The following is a 22,476-nucleotide window of genomic DNA, read 5'->3' on the forward strand; positions in this document are numbered from 1 at the left end:
GAATCGGCCTTTGTTTAGTAGTGTAGAAAACTATTCAATGGAAAATTATATATCATCATGAAATGCAAATATATTGACTTTAATAATCGCTTACTAAATGACAGTAAAACCATTGTAAGAGATATCATTTGGTTGTATTTAAAAACTCAAGTGCTTCGCTAAAAACTTCTTGACCTGCTGGTGTGTTCATTTTAAATTGGAATTCATGTGCTAACTCACCGGAAATATTTTTATCAAAAAAGAGTTTATCTACATATACTCCTTTACTCTGTAACGCAGACGCTAATGCTTTACCTTGATCTTCGAATGATGCAGTATTTCCATCTGTAATAAAGGTTGGTGGATAATTTTTTGTAACATGTTTAAAGATTGAAGCAATTTCTATTTCCGGTAATGTTTCGAAATCCTTTTTCCCAAAGTAAGCCCAACCAGTAGTACGCATAAAATCTTGCACTTCTTTAGTCGTTTCCATTTTAGCTAATGCGGGCATATTATATGGACCGCAAAATAACAATACTCCTTTAATTGTTGAAGGATCAACAAGGGAGGGAATTTCACTTAATTTCGAATAATCGGGAGATGTTTGGATATTAACAAATTGTCCAGATATTTGTGCTCCGGCGGAATCACCTGCAAAATAAATATGATCTAGTTTTATATTATACTTCTTTGTATTTTCTTTTATATATTCGTAAGCCTCTCCAAGTTGAATAACTGGTGTAGGGTATTGCCTTTTAGGTGCGAGAGCATAATTAATATTTATTACTGTATAACCACGAGCAGCTAATTCGACTGCATAACCAGTGATATCGGATTTATCCCCACCTACAAAACCACCTCCATGCACCCAAAAAATAACAGGTGATTTTTCAGTATGATTTTTTGGATAAACAATGTCTAATGTACCATCAGGAAATTTAGAATTATAATTAATATCTTTTAATATATTTGTTTCTTTCAGAGCATTTTTATAATTATCAGATTCAACAAACATTCCACCTTCAAACGCTTTTTTTATAAGAAATGCTTTTGGAGTAGGGGAAAGGTTCCAATAACTAACTCCTGTAACAATTAATCCAACTACAATAAGCAGAGATATAAACATTCTTTTTTTCCATACCCCTTTAGGCCTTGGTTGTTTTATTTTCATCATTATATGATTTCCATCCTTTTTAGTATGATAGTCATGAAAAAAATGAGGATTCCTATTTTAAAATCAGATGTATTCTCACCTCCTGCTGCATATTTGTAATTGTATACAAAAGATTATTTATTTTCACAGTACCTATGTTACGTATACCCTATATTATCTTTCAAAATATATAGAATAAAACGATAGGTAAAACCTTTTGATAAAAAACATTATATCAAAATTGTATACAATTTGTACTTTTATTTCAGCATCTTTGTGACATTATATAAAAAGAATATTATGGATTAGAAACCAATACACTACATTATATCCTTTTTATAGTTAATCATTTATAAATAGATATATTATATGATAAACTAAATTATTGTATACATTATGTATTTTTCATGTAATAAGAGCGATTGTAAGTAAAAGAAAGGAAAAATATATGAAAAAAACAAGAGAACAAATAGCATATATGAAAATCAAAAGTAAAATTATAGATGGCACATATGAAGAAGGACTACGCTTAACAGAATCTAGATTAGAAAAAGAGTTAAATATGAGTAGAACGCCAATTCGCAATGCCCTCTCTCGTTTAACATCAGAAGGATTTCTAAACCACCAAAGTCATTGTGGGATAACTGTAGCAAAAACAATATCTTCATTCGAGAACATTATTGAGTTTTTGGAAATCCGTTTACTGTTTTTTAAACTATCCATTGAAAAAGTGATTAAAAATGATACAAGATTTGATATAGCTAATTTAAAACAATGTCTCATAAGTCTACCAACGGCTTTAGAGAATGGGGATGTAAAAGAATTTCATAAAGTTTTATGGAAAGTACATGAATTATTATTATCTCCGGCTGAAAACAAAACAATTATGCAAGTGATACAGGATATACAAGAAAAGAAACTCTTAGGTTCTGTAGAACTTAAATATATGAAGCGTAAGCCATACGAAGAGGAAATGCTTAGTTTAATGAAAGAGTTTGTCATGTATCTTGAAGAAAAAGAATATGAAAAAGCAACTCAAATTTTTGAGCGAATCAATAAAGAAATTATATTAGGGCTGTTGTAGTGATTAGGATCCACATCGAACGTTTAAACAGGATTAAACGCAACTAAGGATCATATGGTGAATCTTGATGGTGCTTTTTCTAAATGATTATGTTGTACCTAACAACTAGTATTTTTCATCTTAAGGAATCCAGTAAACTCATCATAAAAAATGCTCCTAGATTAATCTAGGAGCATTTTTTATGAAACATTATTTTTCATTTGCCTTTAATCCACTTTATTATACTAAACGTGTTTTATAACTTGCCTAGCATCATCTACTTCAATGCCCATCATATCTGTAATATCTACAACAATTGTATTCTGTAGAACACTTACCTCATATCCATTCAATCTAAAATTATAATTTTACGATATTAAAATTGAACGTAATCCCCGATTGTTACCTTTGTTTTATACTCCATTTGGTACCCCCTAAATCATAATTAATTATCCTTTAGATTGCCCTTTTTTTACCTCTTCATACTATTTAGCAAGTCTATGAAATGAAAAACACTTAATATCATATTTTTTCATCGCCTCTATATCTTTAAAATTTTCATTCTAAATACAATAAGAAAAACAAAAGGAACTTGTAGAAATCAATACAAGTTCCTTTTCAGATAATGTATAAAAGGTGAACCAAACTATCTCATTACTTCTTACAGGTAACCCATCTTACATATGGCTTGATTCCATTATATAAAAAAATATTAACATGCAGAAGTCTATTTTTAAAAATTTTATGAATTCACAAAATTAAACTTATCCCTAAAAATCAAACTTATCAATGTTATATAAACCATGTTAAATCTATGCTGATATTATAATAAATTAGTAAAAATATAAATAAATGAATAACGCCAGTTACACAAGATGTTGGAATATGATGAGGGAATTCCAGAATGAGTGGGCGAAGAAATAAATGCTGGTACGTTTATAGAAATGTTAGAATTAAGAAAAATAAGTTTTAAAATATTATGAAAGAATATAACGAAGAAAATTAGGATCATCCTATAAGAAAAACTACTTTTCCCTAGTTATACGAAAGCTGGTATTCCAAGTAAGTATTCAAAATAAAAAAATTCAAAGCCATGTAGGATACATGACTTTGAAAAAATTGTATTAATCTTCATCTAATGTATTGCGGTTATTCTTATAAATGTCCGTAGAAGATTTATTTATATTTGTTGTATGTGTTTCCTCACCAAATTCAGTACTATAATTAGGTTTTCCATATTCTTTACGATTCGTCTCTTGATTAGTACTCTTCATTGGTTGAAACAACTGCGTTAAGCACATTAGCCCACTTATTCCAACAAGAGCAAAGATTACTCTTGCCAAAAAGGCATTTTGTCCACCAAATATGGCTCCTACTAAATCAAACTTAAAGAAACCAATTAGTCCCCAATTAATAGCGCCAATAATAACTAAAGCTAAGGCAATTCGCTGTAAAGTTCTCATTGATATAACGCCTCCTTCAATCTTAACTTTTTGTAAAACTATGTACAGAAATACTCTGTATGCTTCTTACTTGAATCATTAGCTTAAATTTTTTTTATTTAATATTCCAATTCATTCAGATGGTAATGTAGTTGTGGGAATTAATTCCGTAATTAACCCTAATTATTTTCTCCATCACATTAGCTATACTGTTAGTTGCCATGATTCAATCTTATTATTAGAAATTAACAATGATTTCATACGCAAAATATCTAATACATCCTAAATTTATTTTGTTTCTAAAAAAGCTTGATAATGTTACAAAAACTAACCTTTTCTCAAATAAATTGCTTCTTTTATTTCACATAATATACATTAGTATGTTTATACTACACCTGAGCCTTTAAAAAGCTCATATAAATGGATAACTTTTCATAACAAGTGGGCAAAGCAGGCAGTTTATTGAAACTGCTTGCTTTCATTTCTTCACTTATCCTTTTTTCTTGGTTGAAATCCTGCTTGTTTTAAAGATTTATTTCAACTTCCAAAATAAATGTCTTATATAAGTTGATAACGCTGGTATATTGGGATCTTTTAATATTTCTTTGTCAGTCGGTAACTTTTGATAAGAATGAACCCATTCTTTTAACTTACACACTAATCCCCCTCTTGAAGACATATTGAATTCATAACCGCCTTTTCGATAAGATGAATTTTTTAATTTAAGTATTACTTAATACTATTAAAAAAATTAATGGATAATGAAGCAACAAAACAATAAGTATCGTACTGCTTTATGGACAGGTAAACATTTACAAGTTACCTTAATGAGTATCAATGTTGGCGAAGAGATCGGTTTGGAAATACATCCTAATGTTGATCAATTTTTACGTATTGAACAAGGTCAGAGGATTGTTCAAATAGGCAAGAGTAAAGATAATTTAAACTTTAAGAGAAATGCCTATGATGATTTTGCAATAATGATACCTGCAGGAACATGGCATAATGTAACTAATACAGGTAATATTCCGTTAAAACTTTACTCGTTATATGCTCCTCCAAATCACCCATTTGGTACCGTTCATGTTACTAAAGCAGAGGCATTAGCTATGGAAGAAAGTTATAGTTATAGCAATAAGAATACAGTTAGTTATTAACTAAGCTTTATTATAAAAAAAAGAATGCACATTTTAATTTGTGTGCATTCTTTTTTTATTAATATATACATAAAGACTTTGCAAGAAAATCCAATAAAGTTGTGTTCCCAGAGGTAGTGATATTATTTTTTAGAAATTACATCCCTATTCAATCTCTACTTCTTCTAACGGTTTCTTATACTTTATAAAAACCCAAACATGTCACCTACTTCTGCAAAGATATAGCTGTGTGAAAAAACTTGATTCTTAATATAGAATGTACACGTTTCTTAATAAAGTGATGGTCTTGCTCTACAATGTTATTCAAATATTTGAGTGTTCTTGTTTTGGGGCATAGTAACATATTACACTTCTAAATTACATCTATACGTTATTAAATCAACATAAGCCAATAACAATTAGTTAACGGAAGATTAGGTGCCTCTGAGATTACTGTTGTATTATATCCCACAATAAAGCTAAATGGTACGGTTGCAGAGGCCCATCCTGCAGTGAAAAATTGGTTTGCAATTGTATTACTCGAACTGAAAATAGGTGTTTGACCCGTAGAACTCGAGTCAATACCGACAATTCCTTTTCCAGCGGTATTTTGAACACTATTTCCAATAACTTCAATAAACTTAAAAATATTAAAATTAGCATTAAACAGTAAGACAGGTACATTTCCCTCATTAACTGTTGTATTGCTTAGAAGAAACAACCCAAAATTTGTACCAACAAATTCTTCAATTACTAATAGATGTCTCAATGTAAAAGGAGAAGAATTATCTTGATTATTATTGCTTACTATTAAGTTCCCTTGTAATGTTCCAAAATTAACAGTTATATTAGTGATAATAATAAATCTGCATCGTGTGTCACCTGAATCAGACACAAAAGTATTACTGTCAATAATACTTTGTCCTGAAGTAGAGGAAATAATGATATAGAAGTATCCATTGTTAGGTGATGCAGCGGGCGCATAGGTAAAGTTGCAATTTGTTATTTGAAACTCAGTTGCTACAATAGCGATACCAAGTTCACATACTGAAATTTCACAACTATCAATATATATTCCTGTTGCTGACAAATTATTAATTGAAATAACAGACTCAACTCCTAAAACAGATGGGAAATCTTGGACGATAGACATATTTCGGAAAACAACATTAGATACTGTAACATTAAACATAGAGATTACAGTATTCAAGGCAGTGACAACAGTAGTCGCCCCTATTCCTTGCCCCTCAATTGTTACTGATTTATTGACAGCAATAGTGGATGTAATTAAAAAGGTTTCGGCATCAAGTAATAATCTATCACCATTATTAGCCACAGCTAAAGCTGCATCAATCGTAGTATAGATCTGCGTTGCCCCAACAAGTATTGTGTTTCCGGTAGGAGCTGGAATAGCTCTGACCATCGGAGGAACTGGCTGAGAGAGCTTATAATACGTGCTCCCCGTGGATAGGTCAATGTAAATATCACCCAAATCTCCAATGTCGCATGTTGGAACTCCAACTCCTGTTAAAACTGTAATACCAGTTGCTCCCGTAGGTCCAGTTGCTCCTGTAAGTCCAGTTGCTCCCGTAGGTCCAGTTGTTCCCGTAGATCCAGTCGTTCCCGTAGATCCAGTTGTTCCCGTAGATCCAGTTGTTCCTGTAGGTCCAGTTGTTCCCGTAGATCCAGTTGTTCCCCTAGGTCCAGTTGCTCCCGTAGGTCCAGTTGTTCCCCTAGGTCCAGTTGCTCCTGTAAGTCCAGTCGTTCCCGTAGATCCAGTTGTTCCTGTAGGTCCAGTTGCTCCTGTAAGTCCAGTCGTTCCCGTAGATCCAGTCATTCCCGTAGATCCAGTTGTTCCTGTAGGTCCAGTTGTTCCCGTAGATCCAGTTGTTCCCCTAGGTCCAGTTGCTCCCGTAGGTCCAGTTGTTCCTGCAGGTCCAGTTGTTCCCCTAGGTCCAGTTGCTCCTGTTGGTCCAGTTGTTCCCCTAGGTCCAGTTGCTCCTGTTGGAAAAGTAATGGGAGGAATAGATGCAAGTGTTGGCCCCACGAGATTAGGTTCAAAGGCGGCAGCCTGAATTCCCTGCCATTTCTTTTTCTCATTTGGTTTATCGAACATATTATTACCTCCAAACAAAATACACTCATTCCTTGGATGAAAAAAGTTTTTACCTCTATATTAGTCTATGTAGAAGTGTGTTACCAATTCTCCTATATACGAATAGGTTATGAAAAAATGAGAGATTGGGATAGCAACACATCGCTACCAAGCCTAATGAAAAATGGTTCACGGATATCACGTATGTGATGTTCGGCAATAAGACTCTTTATTTTATATATATTATAGATGGTTTAACAATGAAATTAGAAGTTATAAGTTATAAAATAGGTAAGACACAGGATGTTTCTCTTGTATTAGATACTCTAAAGAGGCTTTAAGGGTATTAAAACCTGGTGGCGAATTTATCTTCTTAGATTTATTTATGGATGAAAAAATATTTGGGGATACAGAAGAGTTGTTAAATGACCTAGAGAATCTCGATATCTGTAAATTGAATAGCTGCAAGCTTGCTAAAGAAATGGAATTACCAAAGCTCTTATTGAATAAAAAAGTATTAGGAAATGCAATGATTTTGAGTGGCAGAAAGTAAAAGAGTATAAATTGCTTACGGAAATATTGAAAACTCTTCTAAAAAAGATATTAACTTTATTTAACAAAGTGATTCAATTCTATGTTTTTTAATTAGCGAGCGAACATAGATCTATTTAAGATTAATGTGTGATTAGTAATCAAACATACATTTTTTAAACGTAGTATAGTAAAGCACTATATATAAAAGCTAATTCTGTCTTATGAGTAAAATAGAATTAGCTTTTTATTACTTATTTTCTTGACATATTTTTCCCGAAATGCTGGCAGGAACCCATCGCTATCAAGCTAAGCTTATGCAAAGTCAATTTTAGGCGAAATTTTTTCTTTTTTCTAAAGGGTAAGTGTAGGTAACTTAAAGATTTGCATACGAAATAAACCCTGACGGGTTTCACTTTTTTGAATTAAGCGGCTTGATTATCAGACATGGTACAATTGTAAACGACACCTAATATATCAAAGACTGTTTTTTTCTCATATCGATGAGATTTCCGCCCGTTTTGCTGTAGAAGGTTGAACAGGCGGATTAGAATCTTTGATAGCTCTTGGGCGTCTTTCTGTATAGCTTGGAATAGAAGAAGAAAGTAATCTTTAATCATATATATGGCCTTATATTCACTCAGTTCTCGTTTCTTTTTCATAAGCAGTAATTGCCGCATTTGAAACATGGTAGAAGAGCAGAGTAGAATGGCAATCAGTTGCCCATACAAATGGCATTCCAATCGTTCTCGTTTTATCTTTTTACAATGATGAATGTGAAAGAATGATTTCCACGTTTTAAATAAAATTTCGATTTGCCAACGTAAAGAATACCAATCATGTACTTGCCCCATCGGGACAATATCTGTAGAGGTGTTTTTCATATATACATTGATACCACTGAGTCGTTTACTACACGAAGAATACTTCATTCCTTTCTTTTTTTCTCTTACAGTTTTATCTTGTAATCGTTTTTGTTGTTGTGCTTTTGTTAGTCGATGAACAATTACACGAGTTGGCACTTTATCAGTCATTCCTACATAAGCATCGGGTATTTCACATGTTTGTCCTGGCTGAAGAGAGTTCATTAAGACTTCCATATCTATCTTGTATATATTCTGTACCTTTCTTGATTCTTCCATCTTGAAAATAATCAGGGGTGGGATTTTTTTGATAAATACGTGTATTCGACTTGATATGAGAGATATAGTAAGCCTTGTTATCTTGTATATGCTGAAAATCTTTCAAATGAAAATACCCTAAATCTCGGATACATAAATCATTTGCCGTTACAGTTGGGACACACAGAGAACCGTAGGTTCGATCATGTTGTTTACCTGGACCTGTATGAATATGTAGGAACTTTCCACTTAATAGATCATACTCAAGCTGAATCTTCACCCCCTCTGTATGGCTGCATCCTCCTGCACCTGGATAAACGAATGAAAAGGGATCAGGGAATTGAAATGCAGTTGAATCTAAAATACGAATACGCTTGAAAACAGAAGTATATGAAGAAAAAATCGGTATAGATGAGGCCAATTTTCATCAAATCCTGCTTGTTTTAAATTATCCTTAACAACTTTCCCGTCACTGATTAATGAAATTGGTAGGTATACAGTTTTTGGTTTTAAACTTAAATCTTTTATTGTAGGAGATGTAAACTTAGTTTTTTTAGGACACCTATTTTTCCATTCGGTTCTAATATCATATACTCAACTTCTCGAATAGAAAAAATATCTTTTTGCTGTCGCAACATTTGTTGTAGCTGGTTTATATCCAAATGATTCGCTCTTAATTGTTCTCTGTCGATATATCCATTTCGTATGATAATGGGAGGTCTCCCTTCAAAAACATTTCGCGTTCTTCTCCTTTTTTGCGTTACCATTTCTATCGTATAGATGAGTACGACCCACACAAATACTGCATATAGAATGGAACCTACCTTCACTTTTGAATCGTATACAGTATTTCCTACAAGACTACCGAGAACAATCGCAGAAATAAAATCAAAGCGGGTAAGTTGAGAAATTTGTGTTTTTCCTAATAATTTAGCAGCAATTAATAGTACAAAAAAGCCAACCACAAGTTCTATGGTAATTTGCCCAATATGATCCATATGAAGTGTCACCTCGACAAAGAGTTTTTTATAATAAAACATAAAATATTTAACAAATTGAATTTTCGTTCACACATACTAAAAAAATCTTGATACACTATTTACCTTTAAAATGGGTATATTATAGGTAGATATCATTTTTTAAATAAATAAAATTACAAGCATATAGGGAATATAAACAAAATTTCATAGAAAAGCCAAACTTAGCTTGATGAGCATGTATGGTGAGCCTAATTCGTTTTTGCTGACTGCTCTATTTTAGAAATTTCTTAACAGGAGTGAATAAGATAAAATTAACTTTTACGATACTTAAAACTCTTTTCTTTATAATTGGGATTACCTTTTTAATTGGAATAGTTGGAACTAGTATTTACATGAACTTTATTAAGTAGTTCAACTTTTCATTTCTTTGAATAAAGTTCAGTATTCTTTCCCAAAAGTAGTCCTTTGTTACAGTGTTTTTGAGAGCAGTTAGCTTTCGCTAGCTGCTCTTTTTTATTTCTCACTTCAAATCATGATGTTTCAAATCAGGTTGAACATCAATTTCTTGAAATATACTTGAATTATTATTTTTAGCTTGTAAATCTGTTGGATTATTCGATAGTATATTTTGATTTAAAAATTGAGGTTGAATTAATCTTTTTAAGTCTCCTACTGTTAATGGCTTAGAATCTTCTTTTAATTCATATCCTAATTGACCATTGGGTTCTAACGTTGCTGTTTTTACATCTCCAATTCTTGAAATCCCTTGATTACGTAGTCTCATTTCTAATTGATCTACTGTTAAACGTATTTTCTTCAAGTTAGAAACATTTAAAATACCGTTTTCAATCACTATTTTAGATTTGCCAGTAATAAACTTCTCAAATGCATTAGATTTTAATTGGAGATATTCTATAATAACTACTGAAATGACAAATATAAGTGCACTTACAATAGCCTTTAATACACTTTTTTCTACAATAGGTTGTACAATAATTGTACCAATAGAAATCATCACTACAGTTTGTGCTAATGTCATCTGAGAAATAGACTTTCTACCTGCTACTCGTAATAAAAGAATGCCACTCAAAATTAAAATAAATGATTCCCATATAAAATTCATATAATCCCCCTCTAATAAAGAATCTTCATTTTTCATTTCCTTTTTGTACACGAATTAATACTTTACTTAATATTTTGTAAGATGTGCTTTTGTTATAACCTTGCATAACATTTTTAATCTCGTATACACTATTTTTGTAACAATCAGTTACAAATTATTTCTGTAAGCGCAGCGTTTCTTTTGTGCAACGAGCAGTTAGTTTTATTAACTAGCTGCTTTGTTGTGCTTAATAAAGTTTTTATTTAACTTTCTTGTATAACATTTTTGTTTCTGCTCATACTATAGCTGTAACTTTAAGTTACAACGTGTTGTGGGTATCATTCTTGTTGAACAATAAAGCAGCTAGTTCATTGAACTAGCCGCTTTATTATTTAAATAAACACCACCATTTAATAAGTACAAACTAACGTTTTTGTTCACTTTTTATTGCAGATACGAAATATTCATGTGATATTCTTTTTCAATATTCATTTTTTGCAGAGAACACCTTGAAAAACGCTCTTTCATTTTCAAATGTAGTCTTTTCATAATTACTAAATGTAAAAGACATTTAAAAAGTTGCTGAGGATGAAAGAAATAAGTAACTTTTACTTTTTTATTGTCACTCATTATGTTTGAACTGATTCTTCTGTTCTAACAGATTGTTGTTTTTTCATGAATATAAGTAACATAAATACAGTTATTATTGAACGATAAATATGAAATGACGCTGTTAATTCACACCTAGATGTAAAACCTTTCCTTGAAATACAGGTGTAATTTCAAGCTCTGGTATATCAATAATATGCATATATTCTCCAGCAACGCCGACAATCATTCCTTTTATTGACTACACAAAACCAGTTACAATTCCAGTACTAGCTGCGTCCCCTGTGCCAATTTGTGAATGCCATCTCCATTGATTGATTTTCACTTTTTTTAGATTTTTTTAAGTACAGAATGAGTCTCTTACAACTTTTTTACTATCTCTCCCATACTTTTAAAGATATTTTCAAAAACAATATAAATAAAATAATCAATAACAGAATCTCGATCCCCATCATAAGCCACTTCATGCTTATCATCCTTTCATTCCACGTCTATTATCGAAATGTCCAAGTAATATTATAAAAATTAAGGAAATTACTTATGAACAAGCATCTTTAAACAATGAAAGACATGTAGCGTTCTATATTAAAATTTTTGTTGTACAATCAAGACACTTATTATCAAATAGCATGATAGAATGATGATCGTTAGAAAGAACAAAAAGTACACGAGTTTTGAAATACTACTATTTATAACTAAAACACCTCTTACTATCATATTTAATTAAATATGATAGTAAGAGGTGTCTTTTGCTTGTTCTATTCCATTTAATCACTCTTCATATTGCTCTACTCCAATTAAGCTGTTTGATAACAGTATGTTACTGATAACTCCTATATTAGGCTATTAGTGATTATTGTTTTCGCGAATTTCTTCGAAAGGTTCTTCCGTCGGATTTGGCTCATCTTCATCAACTCCATTGTAACCACATAACAAACCTACAGATAAAACATTAGACATAAAAGCAAATAAATATTTTCTTCAAGTGATTAACTAAATGCCTGTAGTTTACCGCAAAACATACCTCGAGTAAAAGTTGCTTTAGTAAAAAATATGCAAGATTATGTACTATGATTTATCAAAGGTGTCGTAAGCAGAGTGTCTCTAGTTCACAAAAATTGTTTTTCTATATACACTTATAATCCAGGTAACAAATGAATTAAATACATATGTAGTATTATCAATAGCCATACTGATTAAGATTCCTATAAAAGCACTTCCTATTATATCAAATGGATAATGATGTCCTAGCCAAATACGTGAGAAACCTGTCAAAATTGCTAAAAACCACATAATTGAGCCAAATAAGCGTTCGCGAAGTAAGACAGAGGTCGATAAGGCAAATGCTAAGGCTGTATGTTTACTAGGAAATGAAGAATTATTTTTTGATGGGATAAGTAAACGCACACGATGTATAACAAACAGACGAGGCTTAAAATAAAACAGCTGGATGAAACGGTTTATACATAATGAGAACCCAACTGATACACCAGCAAATAAAATAATTTTTTTGTAGGAATTGTCTCTAAACCACATTAAGGCTAATAAAAAAATGTACAAGAATCGAGTCTTTTGTGAAATAAATATCATACATGTATCCAAAGTTGAATTACGACCCGCTAGACGATTGATAGCCCTAAATATTTTGTAATTCATGCAGATGTTCTCCTTTATTTTTGAAATGTTATATACATGTTATTCCCTCCCGAAAGAGAAATATGTAGTATGCAGGTCCTTTCTTATTATTCTGCTCATTAAAAAAGCCGTTTATAAGTATAAACTAAGGTGAACAATTCTAAGTACTCTGTATACGAATTGTGTTTTTTCAAATACTTTAAGTAAAAAACTTTCAATAGGAGTGAAAAAAGTGATAAGAAACAAACTTCCATTGATTCACTTATTCTTATTATTGGTTGTTATGGCCGTTTGTATATGGTCTGTTATTAATCCTGCAAAATACTCAACATGGGCAGCAGAGGCTATTCCTGCCATTTTCGGTCTATTCATTATAATTGCAATGTATAATAAGTTTCGTCTCACCACACTCTCTTATATGATCATTACAATATTATCCATTATAATGTTTATCGGTGGACATTACACATACTCAGAGGTGCCTCTTTTTAATTGGATACAAGATGTTTTTGATTTAAAACGAAATCACTACGATCGATTTGGACATTTGATAAAAGGCTTGTTTACCATTGTGATAAGAGAAATCTTATTACGGAAAACCCAACTAACTGAAGGCCCTTGGTTAGTTACGATTAGTATAAGTATTTCACTTGCTATTGCTGCATTATACGAAATCATCGAATGGTTAGCTTTTAAAATAGCAAAGGGAGGAAAAGGGGCAAAAGACTTTTTAGGTATGCAAGGTGATATATGGGATGCACAATGGGATATGTCACTTACCTTAGTAGGTTCGATCCTTACGTTACTCACCCTTTCAACATTACATAACCGGATATTAAAAAGAATGTATAAAATCCCAACCCAATAATACATAGCTTTTCATTTCATTTTTGAATTTTTCATAGAACCATTGTGCATATTTTGATAAAAAACAATTAGGTAACATTAGTGGGGCCGGTTTAAAAATAAAGAATTATTAGTATAAGTTGGCATCATAAATTTCTATAAAATATCGCATCATAAATTATGTGGAATTGAACCTAGTGTTTCTTTTTACGATTTTTTACAGGGGGGACAAAAATGAATATTCTTAACTTCTTGATGTCATCATTGAATTCTGGAAAAATAATTCAACAAATGCTTGAGTTATTCGGAAATAAAAAGAAGAACAATAAAGGATGGATTTGGGCTTCTTTACTAGGATTAGGAACAGTTTTAGGGGTATTAGCAACACGTAATTCAAATATGATTAAACCTGCAAAACATATGTTCCAAGGTTTGCAAAATAAAACCAGATCATTTATTCCATCCAAAGTAAACTTAGCAAATATGGAATTTGCTGATGAAATTACACCTAACAACCAAAAGAGACATGGTAACCAAACTAATAATCATCACCATTACAAGACAAAAATCCCATCAAAACAACAGTAAATAGATAGCCGGTTCTTTATCTTACAGGGAACCGGTTCATTTATGTCTAAACGTACAATCTTCTTTTTTGAAATGGTAATCCCTAATACATCCTTAAAGTAATCATTGATTTATACAAAAAACTGCAAATTATCATTTTATATTTTTATATCTTTTATAAAAATGAGGATACTACATTATGAAGAATTTTTTAAAGTTTATCTTGATAGGAATATTAAATACACTTATCACAATTATTAGCTACATAGCTTTGGCTAAATTTGGTATAAATTACCTTACCGCTAACTGCTTTGCTTATTTAATTGGTGTTATTAACAGTTATTATTGGAATAAAAATTGGGTTTTTGAATTCAAAAATAAAGATATATCATTATTTTTGAAATTCCTAACTGTAAATTTAATTGTATTAATTTTTAACACAATTATCTTATTCATATTAGTTGATAAACTTTTTATCAATAAGTTTATCTCACAACTTTTTTCTATCAGTGTTGGCATGATAATGAATTTTTCTCTTCATAAACTTTGGACATTCAACAAACAAAATCATTTGCAATAATTCAACCAATCCCTACTACAAGGAGGATAAAAGCTTGGAGAAACTTATTTCAATTATCGTTCCTATGTATTTTGAAGAAGAAGTAGCACAAGAATGCTATAATTGTTTAAAATCTGTTATGCTACAAAATAATATTAATTATGAATTTATCTTTGTAAATGATGGTAGTACCGATCGGACGATGGAAATTTTAAAAGGTATTTCAGCCGAAGATTCTCGTGCTAAAATAATAAACTTTGCTCGGAATTTTGGACATCAAATAGCTGTAACAGCAGGAATTGATGTTGCTAAAGGTGATGCTATCGTCATCATTGATGCTGATTTACAGGATCCACCTGAAGTCATTCCAGAACTTATCGCAAAATGGGAAGAAGGTTATGAGGTTGTTTACGCGAAAAGAAAACGGCGTGATGGTGAAACTTGGTTTAAACTTGTAACAGCTAAATATTTCTACCGCTTCTTAAATTTCATGTCTGATATTAATATTCCTAAAGACACAGGTGACTTCCGTCTTATTGATTGTAAAGTAGCAAATGTATTCAAACAAATGACTGAACGAAATCGTTTCGTACGTGGAATGATGTCTTGGATTGGATTCCGCCAAACATATATTGAATATGCAAGAAATGAACGTTTTGCGGGTGAAACAAAGTATCCATTAAAGAAAATGATGAAATTTGCCTCAGATGGTATTATTGCATTTTCTACAAAGCCACTAAGAATGGTTATGACTTTAGGTTTAATCTCTGTATTAATTTCTATTGTAGTTTTAATATACTCAGTTATTGTTAAAATTATTGGACAAGACATCCAAACTGGATGGGCTTCTCTTATGGTTGCTATCACATTCTTCAGTGGTGTGCAACTGCTTGGTCTTGGTATTGTCGGTCAATATATCGCTCGTATTTATGACGAAAGTAAAAATCGACCAATTTATGTTGTAAAAGAGACTGTGAATATAGAAGAGGATATAGCTTTATACAATAAGGAGAAAATAAATAGATCTTAGATATACTAAAAAGAATTGTAGCATGTGCATTTCACCGCCATAATTCTTTTCTTTATTTAGATTAAATAATGACTGTAATCTAGTCTTTGAACCACTTAACTGTTAAAGCTTTTCTTTTTTATAAAACTAATCAAAATTAAAAAATAAAAGCATTTACATCCGTTATCCCCCCTCTTTCACACTTAAGTTTATACAAAAAGTTTCTTAGTTACAAAAAATCACAACCCCTTATTAACCCTGGGATAATTTCTGTCGTTTGGGAAATTTTATAAATAAGCTTTTTTAAAATTTCTTGAGGTGCATTCAATGTTTTTAAACCAGAATAACAAAGAACTAAAGTTACTTGTTTTTGCAGCAATCATACTCATTCTTTATTTGTCTCCTTTATTTATTCTTGGAGAAAATGCGCATATTCGCGTTCATGATAATCTTGATTCCAATTTGTCCTGGTATAAGGTTTTGGCAAGGAGCGGAGAGATAATAGGTCCGATTGATGCTACAATTCCACAGGTGATAAACAATCAATTGTCAAGAAACGCATTTAGTACGGAATTTAGTGGTATCGTTTGGTTGTATGCTTTTTTTCCAAATATGGTTGCGTATGCATTGAGTCAAACGATTACAAGAGTGGTTGCATTTATAGGGATGTATGTTCTTTTAAAACAACATTTTTTACCTAGAGAGGAATGGAGGGTCATTGCAGTAGGAGTTTCATTAGCTTTTGCTCTTACTCCTTTCTGGCCTTCAGGAATGCTTAGTACTCTCGGAATGCCTCTTGCACTTTGGGCATTTTTAAATATTCGAAAAGGAGAAAGGTCGTGGAAGAACTATTTCGTACTCACTCTTATTCCTCTATATTCGAGTATTGTTTTAGGTTTTTTCTTTTTTTTAAGCGGAATGGGAGTCCTTTGGTTAGTGGACTTAGTAATAAAAAAAGAATGGAACTTTCGTTTTCTTTTTTCAATTATTTATATGACGCTCATTTACATGATTGTAGAATATCGCTTAGTATCTTCCTTCTTTTTATCTACTGCACCTAACAGTAGAGATGAATATTTTCATGCAAGATTATCGTTATGGCGGTCTCTCCGCCTCACATTGAAAAATTTCCTTTTCGGACATACCCATGTCATGACAGTCCATACATTTGTTATTTTACCTGTCATACTTATTGCGTTGTATTTTATCATTACTAAGAAACAATGGAAGCAAGAAAAAGTCTTTGTTTTTTTATTTTGGTTTAACATAGCGTTGTCAATTTGGTATGCTTTTTGGTTTTATAAAGGTTGGCTTCCATTAACAAAACGTTTTCACATTTTAGATACATTTAATTTTGCACGTTATCATTTTTTACGCCCGTTAGTTATCTATGTTTTATTCGCTCTTGGATTAAAAGTTTTATGGTTACAAGGGAAAATATGGAGACACGCTGTAACAGGCTTTGTGGTAGCTCAAATTATTTTGTTAAGCTTTTTTAATGAAGAACTTATTTTTCAAAATAAACCTTCAGTAAAGGAATTTTTTGCAGAAGAACAATTCCAGGAGATAAAAGAGTATATCGATTTACCTTTGGAACAGTACCGTGTCGCTAGTATTGGTTTACATCCTGCTATTGCTCAGTACAATGGATTCTACACACTTGATACATATAATAATTTTTATCCTCTATCATATAAATATGAATTTCGAAAAATAATCGAGAAGGAACTAGCGAAGAATAAAACGATTCGTACGTATTTTGACGAATGGGGTGGCCGCTGTTATATTTTCACCGATGAACTTGGAAAACACTATATGTTTACAAAAAAATCAAACAAACGCTTAAGAAATGCAGAACTAAATATAGGACACTTCAAAAAAATGGATGGTCGTTACATATTTTCTGCTGTTCCAATTGAAAATGCAGCAGAAAACAATTTATCTCTTGAAAAAATATTTACATCAAACACATCCGCTTGGAAAATTCATTTATATAAAGCAATATAGATAATTGAACTACTCACCATAAAAATTGCGCCTAGATATATCTAGGCGCAATTTTTATGAAACATTATTTTTGATTTGCTTATGAACCACTTTATTATAGCAACCATGTTTTACTACTTGCCTAAAATCATCTATTTCACTTCCCATTATCTCTGTAATATCAACAACAATTGTATTCTGTAGAACACTCACTACATATCCGGTTAATTGTAAATTAGGATTTTTACGATATAAAAATTGAACATAATCCCCAATTGTTACTTTTGTTCTATGCTCCATTTGGTACCCCCTGAATCATCATAAATTATATGTTAGGTTTCCCTTTTTTTACTTCTTCATACTGTTTGGCAAGTTTATAAAATGAAAGATACTCAATATCATGTTTCTTCATAGCTTCTACTCCATTAATTGCATCACAAAATTTTAGTTAGTAAATTAGAGATATATACTTTATTAATGTTTCTGCTATATTTAAAGGGCTTTTTTCTAATACAATAAGAAAAGCAAAAAGAACTGGTAGAAATCACTACAAGTTCTTTTTGCTTTAAAGCGAATACACGGAACACACAAATTATCTCATTATTTATAACGGGGAAACCATATTGATTACGGCTTGATTCTATTATATAACAAATATTAATATCCAGGGTTTTAATGTTTGAAAATTATGTGAATTAATAAATAAAGATCCACTCTTCCTCTAAAAATCTCAATCATATATTTCGTGTAAAATACTTTTAATCAATATCTATATTGTAATAAATTATAAAAAATATAAGTATAGGTAAATAGAGAATAATGGTGCATTATTACAAATTTTTCATATTAACATTTATAAATTCTAACGATATTCAAAACCGCTCTTTTGTAATCCAATCCACATTTTGTTGATACTAATATAGTTACAGATATGCTAAAATTCATTTAAAACATTGCTTTTAGGAATACAATTGCTATCATAATCGCGATTTATTTTCTACAAACTGATTGGGTTCCCACCCAAATTGCGGTGTTATTTCGCAGTCCTTAATAAATTGTTAAGGACCTTTTTTATTTGTCCTTTAGCGGCGAAAATATAAAATTCCCATAATGGGGGGACTTCATAATTTTAGATTGATAGTAATCTGGCAAGAATCTCTATTTAACATAAATATGACAATAACATAGTTAGTTTTTATAAAAAGAAATAATTAAGATATAAGATGATATAATAAAAATGAAATGAACACCCCTACTTATTTTTAAGGCAAGTAAGTAGATTTTATTTCATTAGTTTAAAGCTATGTACAAAAAAATAACCCTTAGGGGTTATTTTTTTGTACATAGCTTTATTTTTCAAATTCTTTAAAAGTATCTTTTAAATCCTTATCTGTTATTTTTATATCTGCTTTCTTGAATAATTCTTTAAAGAATTGTTGTTGCCATTGTTGATCTTGTGAACGCTTCTGTTCTAGTTCCTTACGAATATTATCTTTTTCTTGATCAAAAGGTTTTAACTCTTTTTTCTCTGTTAATTTAATAATATGGTAACCATAAGAAGATTTTATTGGATCACTTACTTGTCCAGCTTCTAATTTATAAGCAGCTTCTTCAAATTTAGAATCCATTTCACCTGGACCAAACTCAGGTAATTCTCCACCTTTTTCTTTTGAACCAGGATCTTCTGAATATTGTTTTGCTAATGCTGCAAAATCTTCTCCATTATTTAATTTTTCTTTTATTTCTTTCGCTGTTTTTTCATCTTTTACTAAAATATGACTTGCCTTTAATTTTGGTTTATAGTAATCTTTCATTTCCTTTTCCGTAACTGAAGCTTTAACAGCTTTTTCAAAGGCTATTTGCGTTTTTATTTTTGTTTTAAGATCATCTTCATCTTTAGCACCAGCTTGTGTTAAATAGGATTTAAAATTATCGCCCATTTGTTTTTTTAATTCTTCAACTTTTTTCTTTGCTTCATCATCTGAAACTTTATATTTATCTAATAATATCATGTCTAACATTACTTGTTGTAAAACAGGTTTTCCTGCTGTTTCTTTTAACTTTTTATTAAATTCTTCTTGTGTCAAATTTCCTGATTTCGATGTAACAAGATTATCAGAATTACCACATGCAGATAATAATAAAATACCGCTCATTGCAGCACCTATAAAAATATCTCGTTTATTCAATGTATTATACCTCATTCTATAAATTGATTTATAGTCTAGTATATTTTATTTCCTTAATAAAACAAAATTTTTATAAGAAAAAGTTTTTGTTTATTTCTATTAAAAATGTAATATAGATTCAATAAAAACAAAGGTATTCACCTACTTTTAAGTATAAGCTAATAGCTGAATTAAGGTCTAACAAAGGGATTATGCCTTTGCCGTAGACTTAAAACTACAAAGTAAACTCTTGGGTAAAAGTTTACTTTGTAGTTTTGAATCATTTATCACTAATTTTGCAATAAATTTCTCGATATAGATATACTTATTTATTTTGGTTATAATATCCAAAATAAACAAAAGGATAACTATAATAAAAATATGATAGTTATCCTTTTGTTTACTCCTTGTGCTAAAGATAAGATCGTGTTCGCCGATCTTATCTTTTTTCTTTGTAGATTTTTGATACAAAAAAAAGAATCCTTATAATAATGATTCATCAACAGGGAATTAAAAAATATAAACAATTGTAGCTTTGAATTAAATTTTAATTAAAAAGTGAGGACAATGGAGTATTCTTTAACTAATTTCGACATTATCTGCATTTTATCTTTATCCCTCTCTATTAATCTATTTATTGTAAGAACCAGTTGAAAATACTGAGTCAACCAACTAAAGGTTCGAATTTATAAATAATGAATATACAAATCAATAGAGAAAGGATAGATAAATAATGAAAAAAACAAAAAATAAGAACAAAACAGGTGTAATAACTAAGGCAATTATATCGCTAGGAGCTGTTCTAGCAACGGCTTGTTTCATGTTCTTTTTAATTGGAAAATTTAATTCCACTCCTGTCAAAGGAGTAGCTCAAGAAAAGATTAAGCAAGTTAACACGCAGCAGCAAGAAAAGAAAAGTGAAACACCACCGACAAAACAAAAAAGGCCGGATGGAAAACCTGTAGGAAAAGTGGTCTACTTAACATTTGATGACGGTCCGAGCACATTAACTGGGCAATTTTTGGATGTATTAAAAGAGAACAATGTTAAATCAACATTTTTCATGCAAGGAAGTAATTTGCAAAATACCAGTCTTCAGGAAAATGTAAAACGAGCAATAAAAGAGGGGCATTATATTGGTGCACATAGTATGACACATAATAGCAATAAGTTATATAAAAATGGGCAATTTGTACCAGAGATGAAAGAAACTCTAGCTCTTATACATGAAATTACAGCTACAAACCCTAGATTAGTTCGCCCGCCATATGGTTCCGCACCAGGTCTAAAAAGCGAAGAAATTCGTAACCAAATTGTAGAATCTGGAATAAAAGTCTGGGATTGGACGATTGATTCTCATGACTGGGAATTAAAAGATAATCCAACTCAGATTGCAGAAAATGTAAAAAAACAAACGACAGAAGATATAGAAGTTGTTTTGATGCATGAAAAACCACAGACATTACAAACTCTTCCTGAAATTATTAAATTTTATAAAGAGAAAGGATATGAATTTGGTGTATACAATGATGCAGATCATTTCCACCTGAATTTCCAGAAAGATCAACGTTTATAATATGTAAATAATTATCTTTGAAAATTGGTTTTTATCAGTAAAAATGTTACCTAATTTTACTAATAAAAGCACTTTAAGAAAGGAATTTGTATATGATTTTAAAAAAAATTACAATCCCGTTGATAGGTATCATTGCCCTATCAGCTTGTGGAAATCCAGATAGTAGAAAAGACATTGCTAGTTCAGTCCCTAAAATAGACTCTTCTTCTATCACCCTTGAAAAAGAGTCCCCATCTTCGTCTAATATAGATACTTCTACATTTAAAACTATTTTTAAAACAAGTGTATTTTTAGGAGATTCTATTACAGATGGACTTCATGATCTTGATATATTAGACGAAACAAATATTGTAAGTGGTATTGGGAAATCAATTGGAGATGCTCAAAAAAATGTAGAGCAAGTAGCCAATCAAAAACCAGAAAATATATTTATTCTACTTGGGCTATGTAATCTTACTGAAACAAAAGAGTCTACAGTAATCCAATATTCTCAATTGATTCAAAAAATAAAAGGAAAATTACCTGATACAAAAATAAATATCCTGTCGATTACACCAGTTTCACCAGAACGTGTACAAAAAGAAGAGCGTTATAAAAATATTAATGATTTTAACGAAGAATTTAAAATGATAGCCAAAAAAGAACAAGTGAATTTTATCGACTTGTCCCCGATATTTAAAGATAATCCAGATCTCTATGTTGAGGATGGCATACATTTTAAGACGGAATTTTACCCAATTTGGTTGGAATATTTAAAAAATCAATTAAAATAAACAAAAATATTTTTGTATTATTAAATTACTACTTTTAATGTGTGTATTGTTTATACAAAGCTAATATAAAAAGGAAGCGAACTATTGCAACTAGCAAGAATTCGCTTCCTTTTTTATTTAAACCAACTCATATTTTCTATCTTAAA

Annotated in this window: 16 protein-coding genes and 7 pseudogenes; 10 read left to right on the top strand and 13 right to left on the bottom strand. The window is 30.9% G+C overall.

The features are described from left to right. Positions 1-124: 124 nt before the first annotated feature. On the bottom strand, positions 125-1,150 hold the full coding sequence (locus ACTFR3_RS24910) for an alpha/beta hydrolase (RefSeq protein WP_440044946.1): 1,026 nt from the start codon (positions 1,148-1,150) through the stop codon (positions 125-127). Between the two features lie 430 nt (positions 1,151-1,580). On the opposite strand from ACTFR3_RS24910, the gene ACTFR3_RS24915 reads away from it, so the two are divergent. Next, positions 1,581-2,216 carry a GntR family transcriptional regulator gene (locus tag ACTFR3_RS24915; RefSeq protein ID WP_440044902.1) on the top strand — a complete coding sequence of 212 codons (636 nt, stop codon included), beginning with the start codon at positions 1,581-1,583 and terminating at the stop codon, positions 2,214-2,216. 224 nt (positions 2,217-2,440) lie between these two features. Here the strand turns inward: ACTFR3_RS24915 and ACTFR3_RS24920 are convergent. The 3 genes and pseudogenes from ACTFR3_RS24920 to ACTFR3_RS24930 all read right to left on the bottom strand — a co-directional run bounded on the left by ACTFR3_RS24920 (position 2,441) and on the right by ACTFR3_RS24930 (position 4,295). Then, positions 2,441-2,619: pseudogene (locus ACTFR3_RS24920) on the bottom strand (DUF2187 domain-containing protein). A gap of 700 nt (positions 2,620-3,319) precedes the next feature. After that, positions 3,320-3,658 carry a DUF378 domain-containing protein gene (locus ACTFR3_RS24925; protein WP_440044904.1) on the bottom strand — a complete coding sequence of 113 codons (339 nt, stop codon included), beginning with the start codon at positions 3,656-3,658 and terminating at the stop codon, positions 3,320-3,322. Positions 3,659-4,169: 511 nt separating this feature from the next. Further along, entirely contained in the window at positions 4,170-4,295 is a 126-nt protein-coding gene (locus tag ACTFR3_RS24930) for a hypothetical protein (protein WP_440044905.1), read from the bottom strand. A gap of 109 nt (positions 4,296-4,404) precedes the next feature. Here ACTFR3_RS24930 and ACTFR3_RS24935 point away from each other — a divergent pair. Next, a pseudogene (locus tag ACTFR3_RS24935) lies at positions 4,405-4,794 on the top strand (cupin domain-containing protein); the annotation flags it as partial. A gap of 205 nt (positions 4,795-4,999) precedes the next feature. Here ACTFR3_RS24935 and ACTFR3_RS24940 read toward each other — a convergent pair. Then, positions 5,000-5,116: pseudogene (locus ACTFR3_RS24940) on the bottom strand (IS6 family transposase); the annotation flags it as partial. A 51-nt stretch (positions 5,117-5,167) separates the two neighbouring features. After that, the gene (locus ACTFR3_RS24945) at positions 5,168-6,889 is read right to left on the bottom strand and encodes an exosporium leader peptide-containing protein (RefSeq protein ID WP_440044906.1); all 1,722 of its coding nucleotides are present in this window, start codon (positions 6,887-6,889) and stop codon (positions 5,168-5,170) included. Between the two features lie 307 nt (positions 6,890-7,196). On the opposite strand from ACTFR3_RS24945, the pseudogene ACTFR3_RS24950 reads away from it, so the two are divergent. Beyond that, a pseudogene (locus tag ACTFR3_RS24950) lies at positions 7,197-7,421 on the top strand (SAM-dependent methyltransferase); the annotation flags it as partial. Between the two features lie 403 nt (positions 7,422-7,824). Here ACTFR3_RS24950 and ACTFR3_RS24955 read toward each other — a convergent pair. The 5 genes and pseudogenes from ACTFR3_RS24955 to ACTFR3_RS24975 all read right to left on the bottom strand — a co-directional run. Beyond that, positions 7,825-8,944: pseudogene (locus ACTFR3_RS24955) on the bottom strand (IS4 family transposase); the annotation flags it as partial. Then, positions 8,878-9,518 (bottom strand): annotated as a pseudogene (locus ACTFR3_RS24960) (DUF421 domain-containing protein). The pseudogenes ACTFR3_RS24955 and ACTFR3_RS24960, both read right to left, overlap by 67 nt. A gap of 502 nt (positions 9,519-10,020) precedes the next feature. Then, positions 10,021-10,623: a DUF421 domain-containing protein gene (locus tag ACTFR3_RS24965; RefSeq protein WP_440044907.1), complete on the bottom strand. Its 603-nt coding sequence runs from the start codon at positions 10,621-10,623 to the stop codon at positions 10,021-10,023. A 608-nt stretch (positions 10,624-11,231) separates the two neighbouring features. Further along, positions 11,232-11,601: pseudogene (locus ACTFR3_RS24970) on the bottom strand (DUF2953 domain-containing protein); the annotation flags it as partial. Positions 11,602-12,315: 714 nt separating this feature from the next. Continuing rightward, positions 12,316-12,867, bottom strand: a complete 552-nt coding sequence (locus ACTFR3_RS24975) for an undecaprenyl-diphosphatase (RefSeq protein ID WP_440044908.1) — start codon at positions 12,865-12,867, stop codon at positions 12,316-12,318. Positions 12,868-13,078: 211 nt separating this feature from the next. Here ACTFR3_RS24975 and ACTFR3_RS24980 point away from each other — a divergent pair, with 211 nt between their 5' ends. The 5 genes from ACTFR3_RS24980 to ACTFR3_RS25000 all read left to right on the top strand — a co-directional run bounded on the left by ACTFR3_RS24980 (position 13,079) and on the right by ACTFR3_RS25000 (position 17,834). Continuing rightward, complete coding sequence (locus tag ACTFR3_RS24980) at positions 13,079-13,714, top strand: DUF2238 domain-containing protein (protein ID WP_439963171.1); 636 nt, start codon at positions 13,079-13,081, stop codon at positions 13,712-13,714. 212 nt (positions 13,715-13,926) lie between these two features. Then, positions 13,927-14,280 carry a hypothetical protein gene (locus tag ACTFR3_RS24985; protein WP_439963170.1) on the top strand — a complete coding sequence of 118 codons (354 nt, stop codon included), beginning with the start codon at positions 13,927-13,929 and terminating at the stop codon, positions 14,278-14,280. A 178-nt stretch (positions 14,281-14,458) separates the two neighbouring features. Beyond that, positions 14,459-14,839, top strand: coding sequence for a GtrA family protein (locus ACTFR3_RS24990; protein ID WP_440044909.1), 381 nt, complete (start codon positions 14,459-14,461; stop codon positions 14,837-14,839). Positions 14,840-14,873: 34 nt separating this feature from the next. After that, positions 14,874-15,848, top strand: a complete 975-nt coding sequence (locus ACTFR3_RS24995) for a glycosyltransferase family 2 protein (RefSeq protein WP_440044910.1) — start codon at positions 14,874-14,876, stop codon at positions 15,846-15,848. A 306-nt stretch (positions 15,849-16,154) separates the two neighbouring features. Continuing rightward, the gene (locus ACTFR3_RS25000) at positions 16,155-17,834 is read left to right on the top strand and encodes a DUF6044 family protein (RefSeq protein WP_440044911.1); all 1,680 of its coding nucleotides are present in this window, start codon (positions 16,155-16,157) and stop codon (positions 17,832-17,834) included. A 54-nt stretch (positions 17,835-17,888) separates the two neighbouring features. On the opposite strand, the gene ACTFR3_RS25005 is transcribed toward ACTFR3_RS25000, so the two are convergent. Both ACTFR3_RS25005 and ACTFR3_RS25010 read right to left on the bottom strand, forming a co-directional pair. Beyond that, on the bottom strand, positions 17,889-18,113 hold the full coding sequence (locus ACTFR3_RS25005; protein ID WP_439963166.1) for a DUF2187 family protein: 225 nt from the start codon (positions 18,111-18,113) through the stop codon (positions 17,889-17,891). A gap of 1,049 nt (positions 18,114-19,162) precedes the next feature. Then, positions 19,163-20,002 (bottom strand): peptidylprolyl isomerase, encoded by an 840-nt coding sequence (locus tag ACTFR3_RS25010; protein ID WP_440044912.1) that lies wholly within the window; start codon positions 20,000-20,002, stop codon positions 19,163-19,165. A 712-nt stretch (positions 20,003-20,714) separates the two neighbouring features. Here ACTFR3_RS25010 and ACTFR3_RS25015 point away from each other — a divergent pair. After that, a complete protein-coding gene (locus ACTFR3_RS25015; protein ID WP_440044913.1) occupies positions 20,715-21,557 on the top strand; it encodes a polysaccharide deacetylase family protein in 843 nt (280 codons plus the stop codon). A gap of 92 nt (positions 21,558-21,649) precedes the next feature. Then, on the top strand, positions 21,650-22,330 hold the full coding sequence (locus ACTFR3_RS25020; RefSeq protein WP_440044914.1) for a GDSL-type esterase/lipase family protein: 681 nt from the start codon (positions 21,650-21,652) through the stop codon (positions 22,328-22,330). Positions 22,331-22,476 lie beyond the last annotated feature (146 nt).

Origin of the sequence: Bacillus cereus group sp. MYBK14-1, assembly GCF_051916885.1 — a bacterium.
Classification (GTDB): Bacteria; Bacillota; Bacilli; order Bacillales; family Bacillaceae_G; genus Bacillus_A; species Bacillus_A cereus.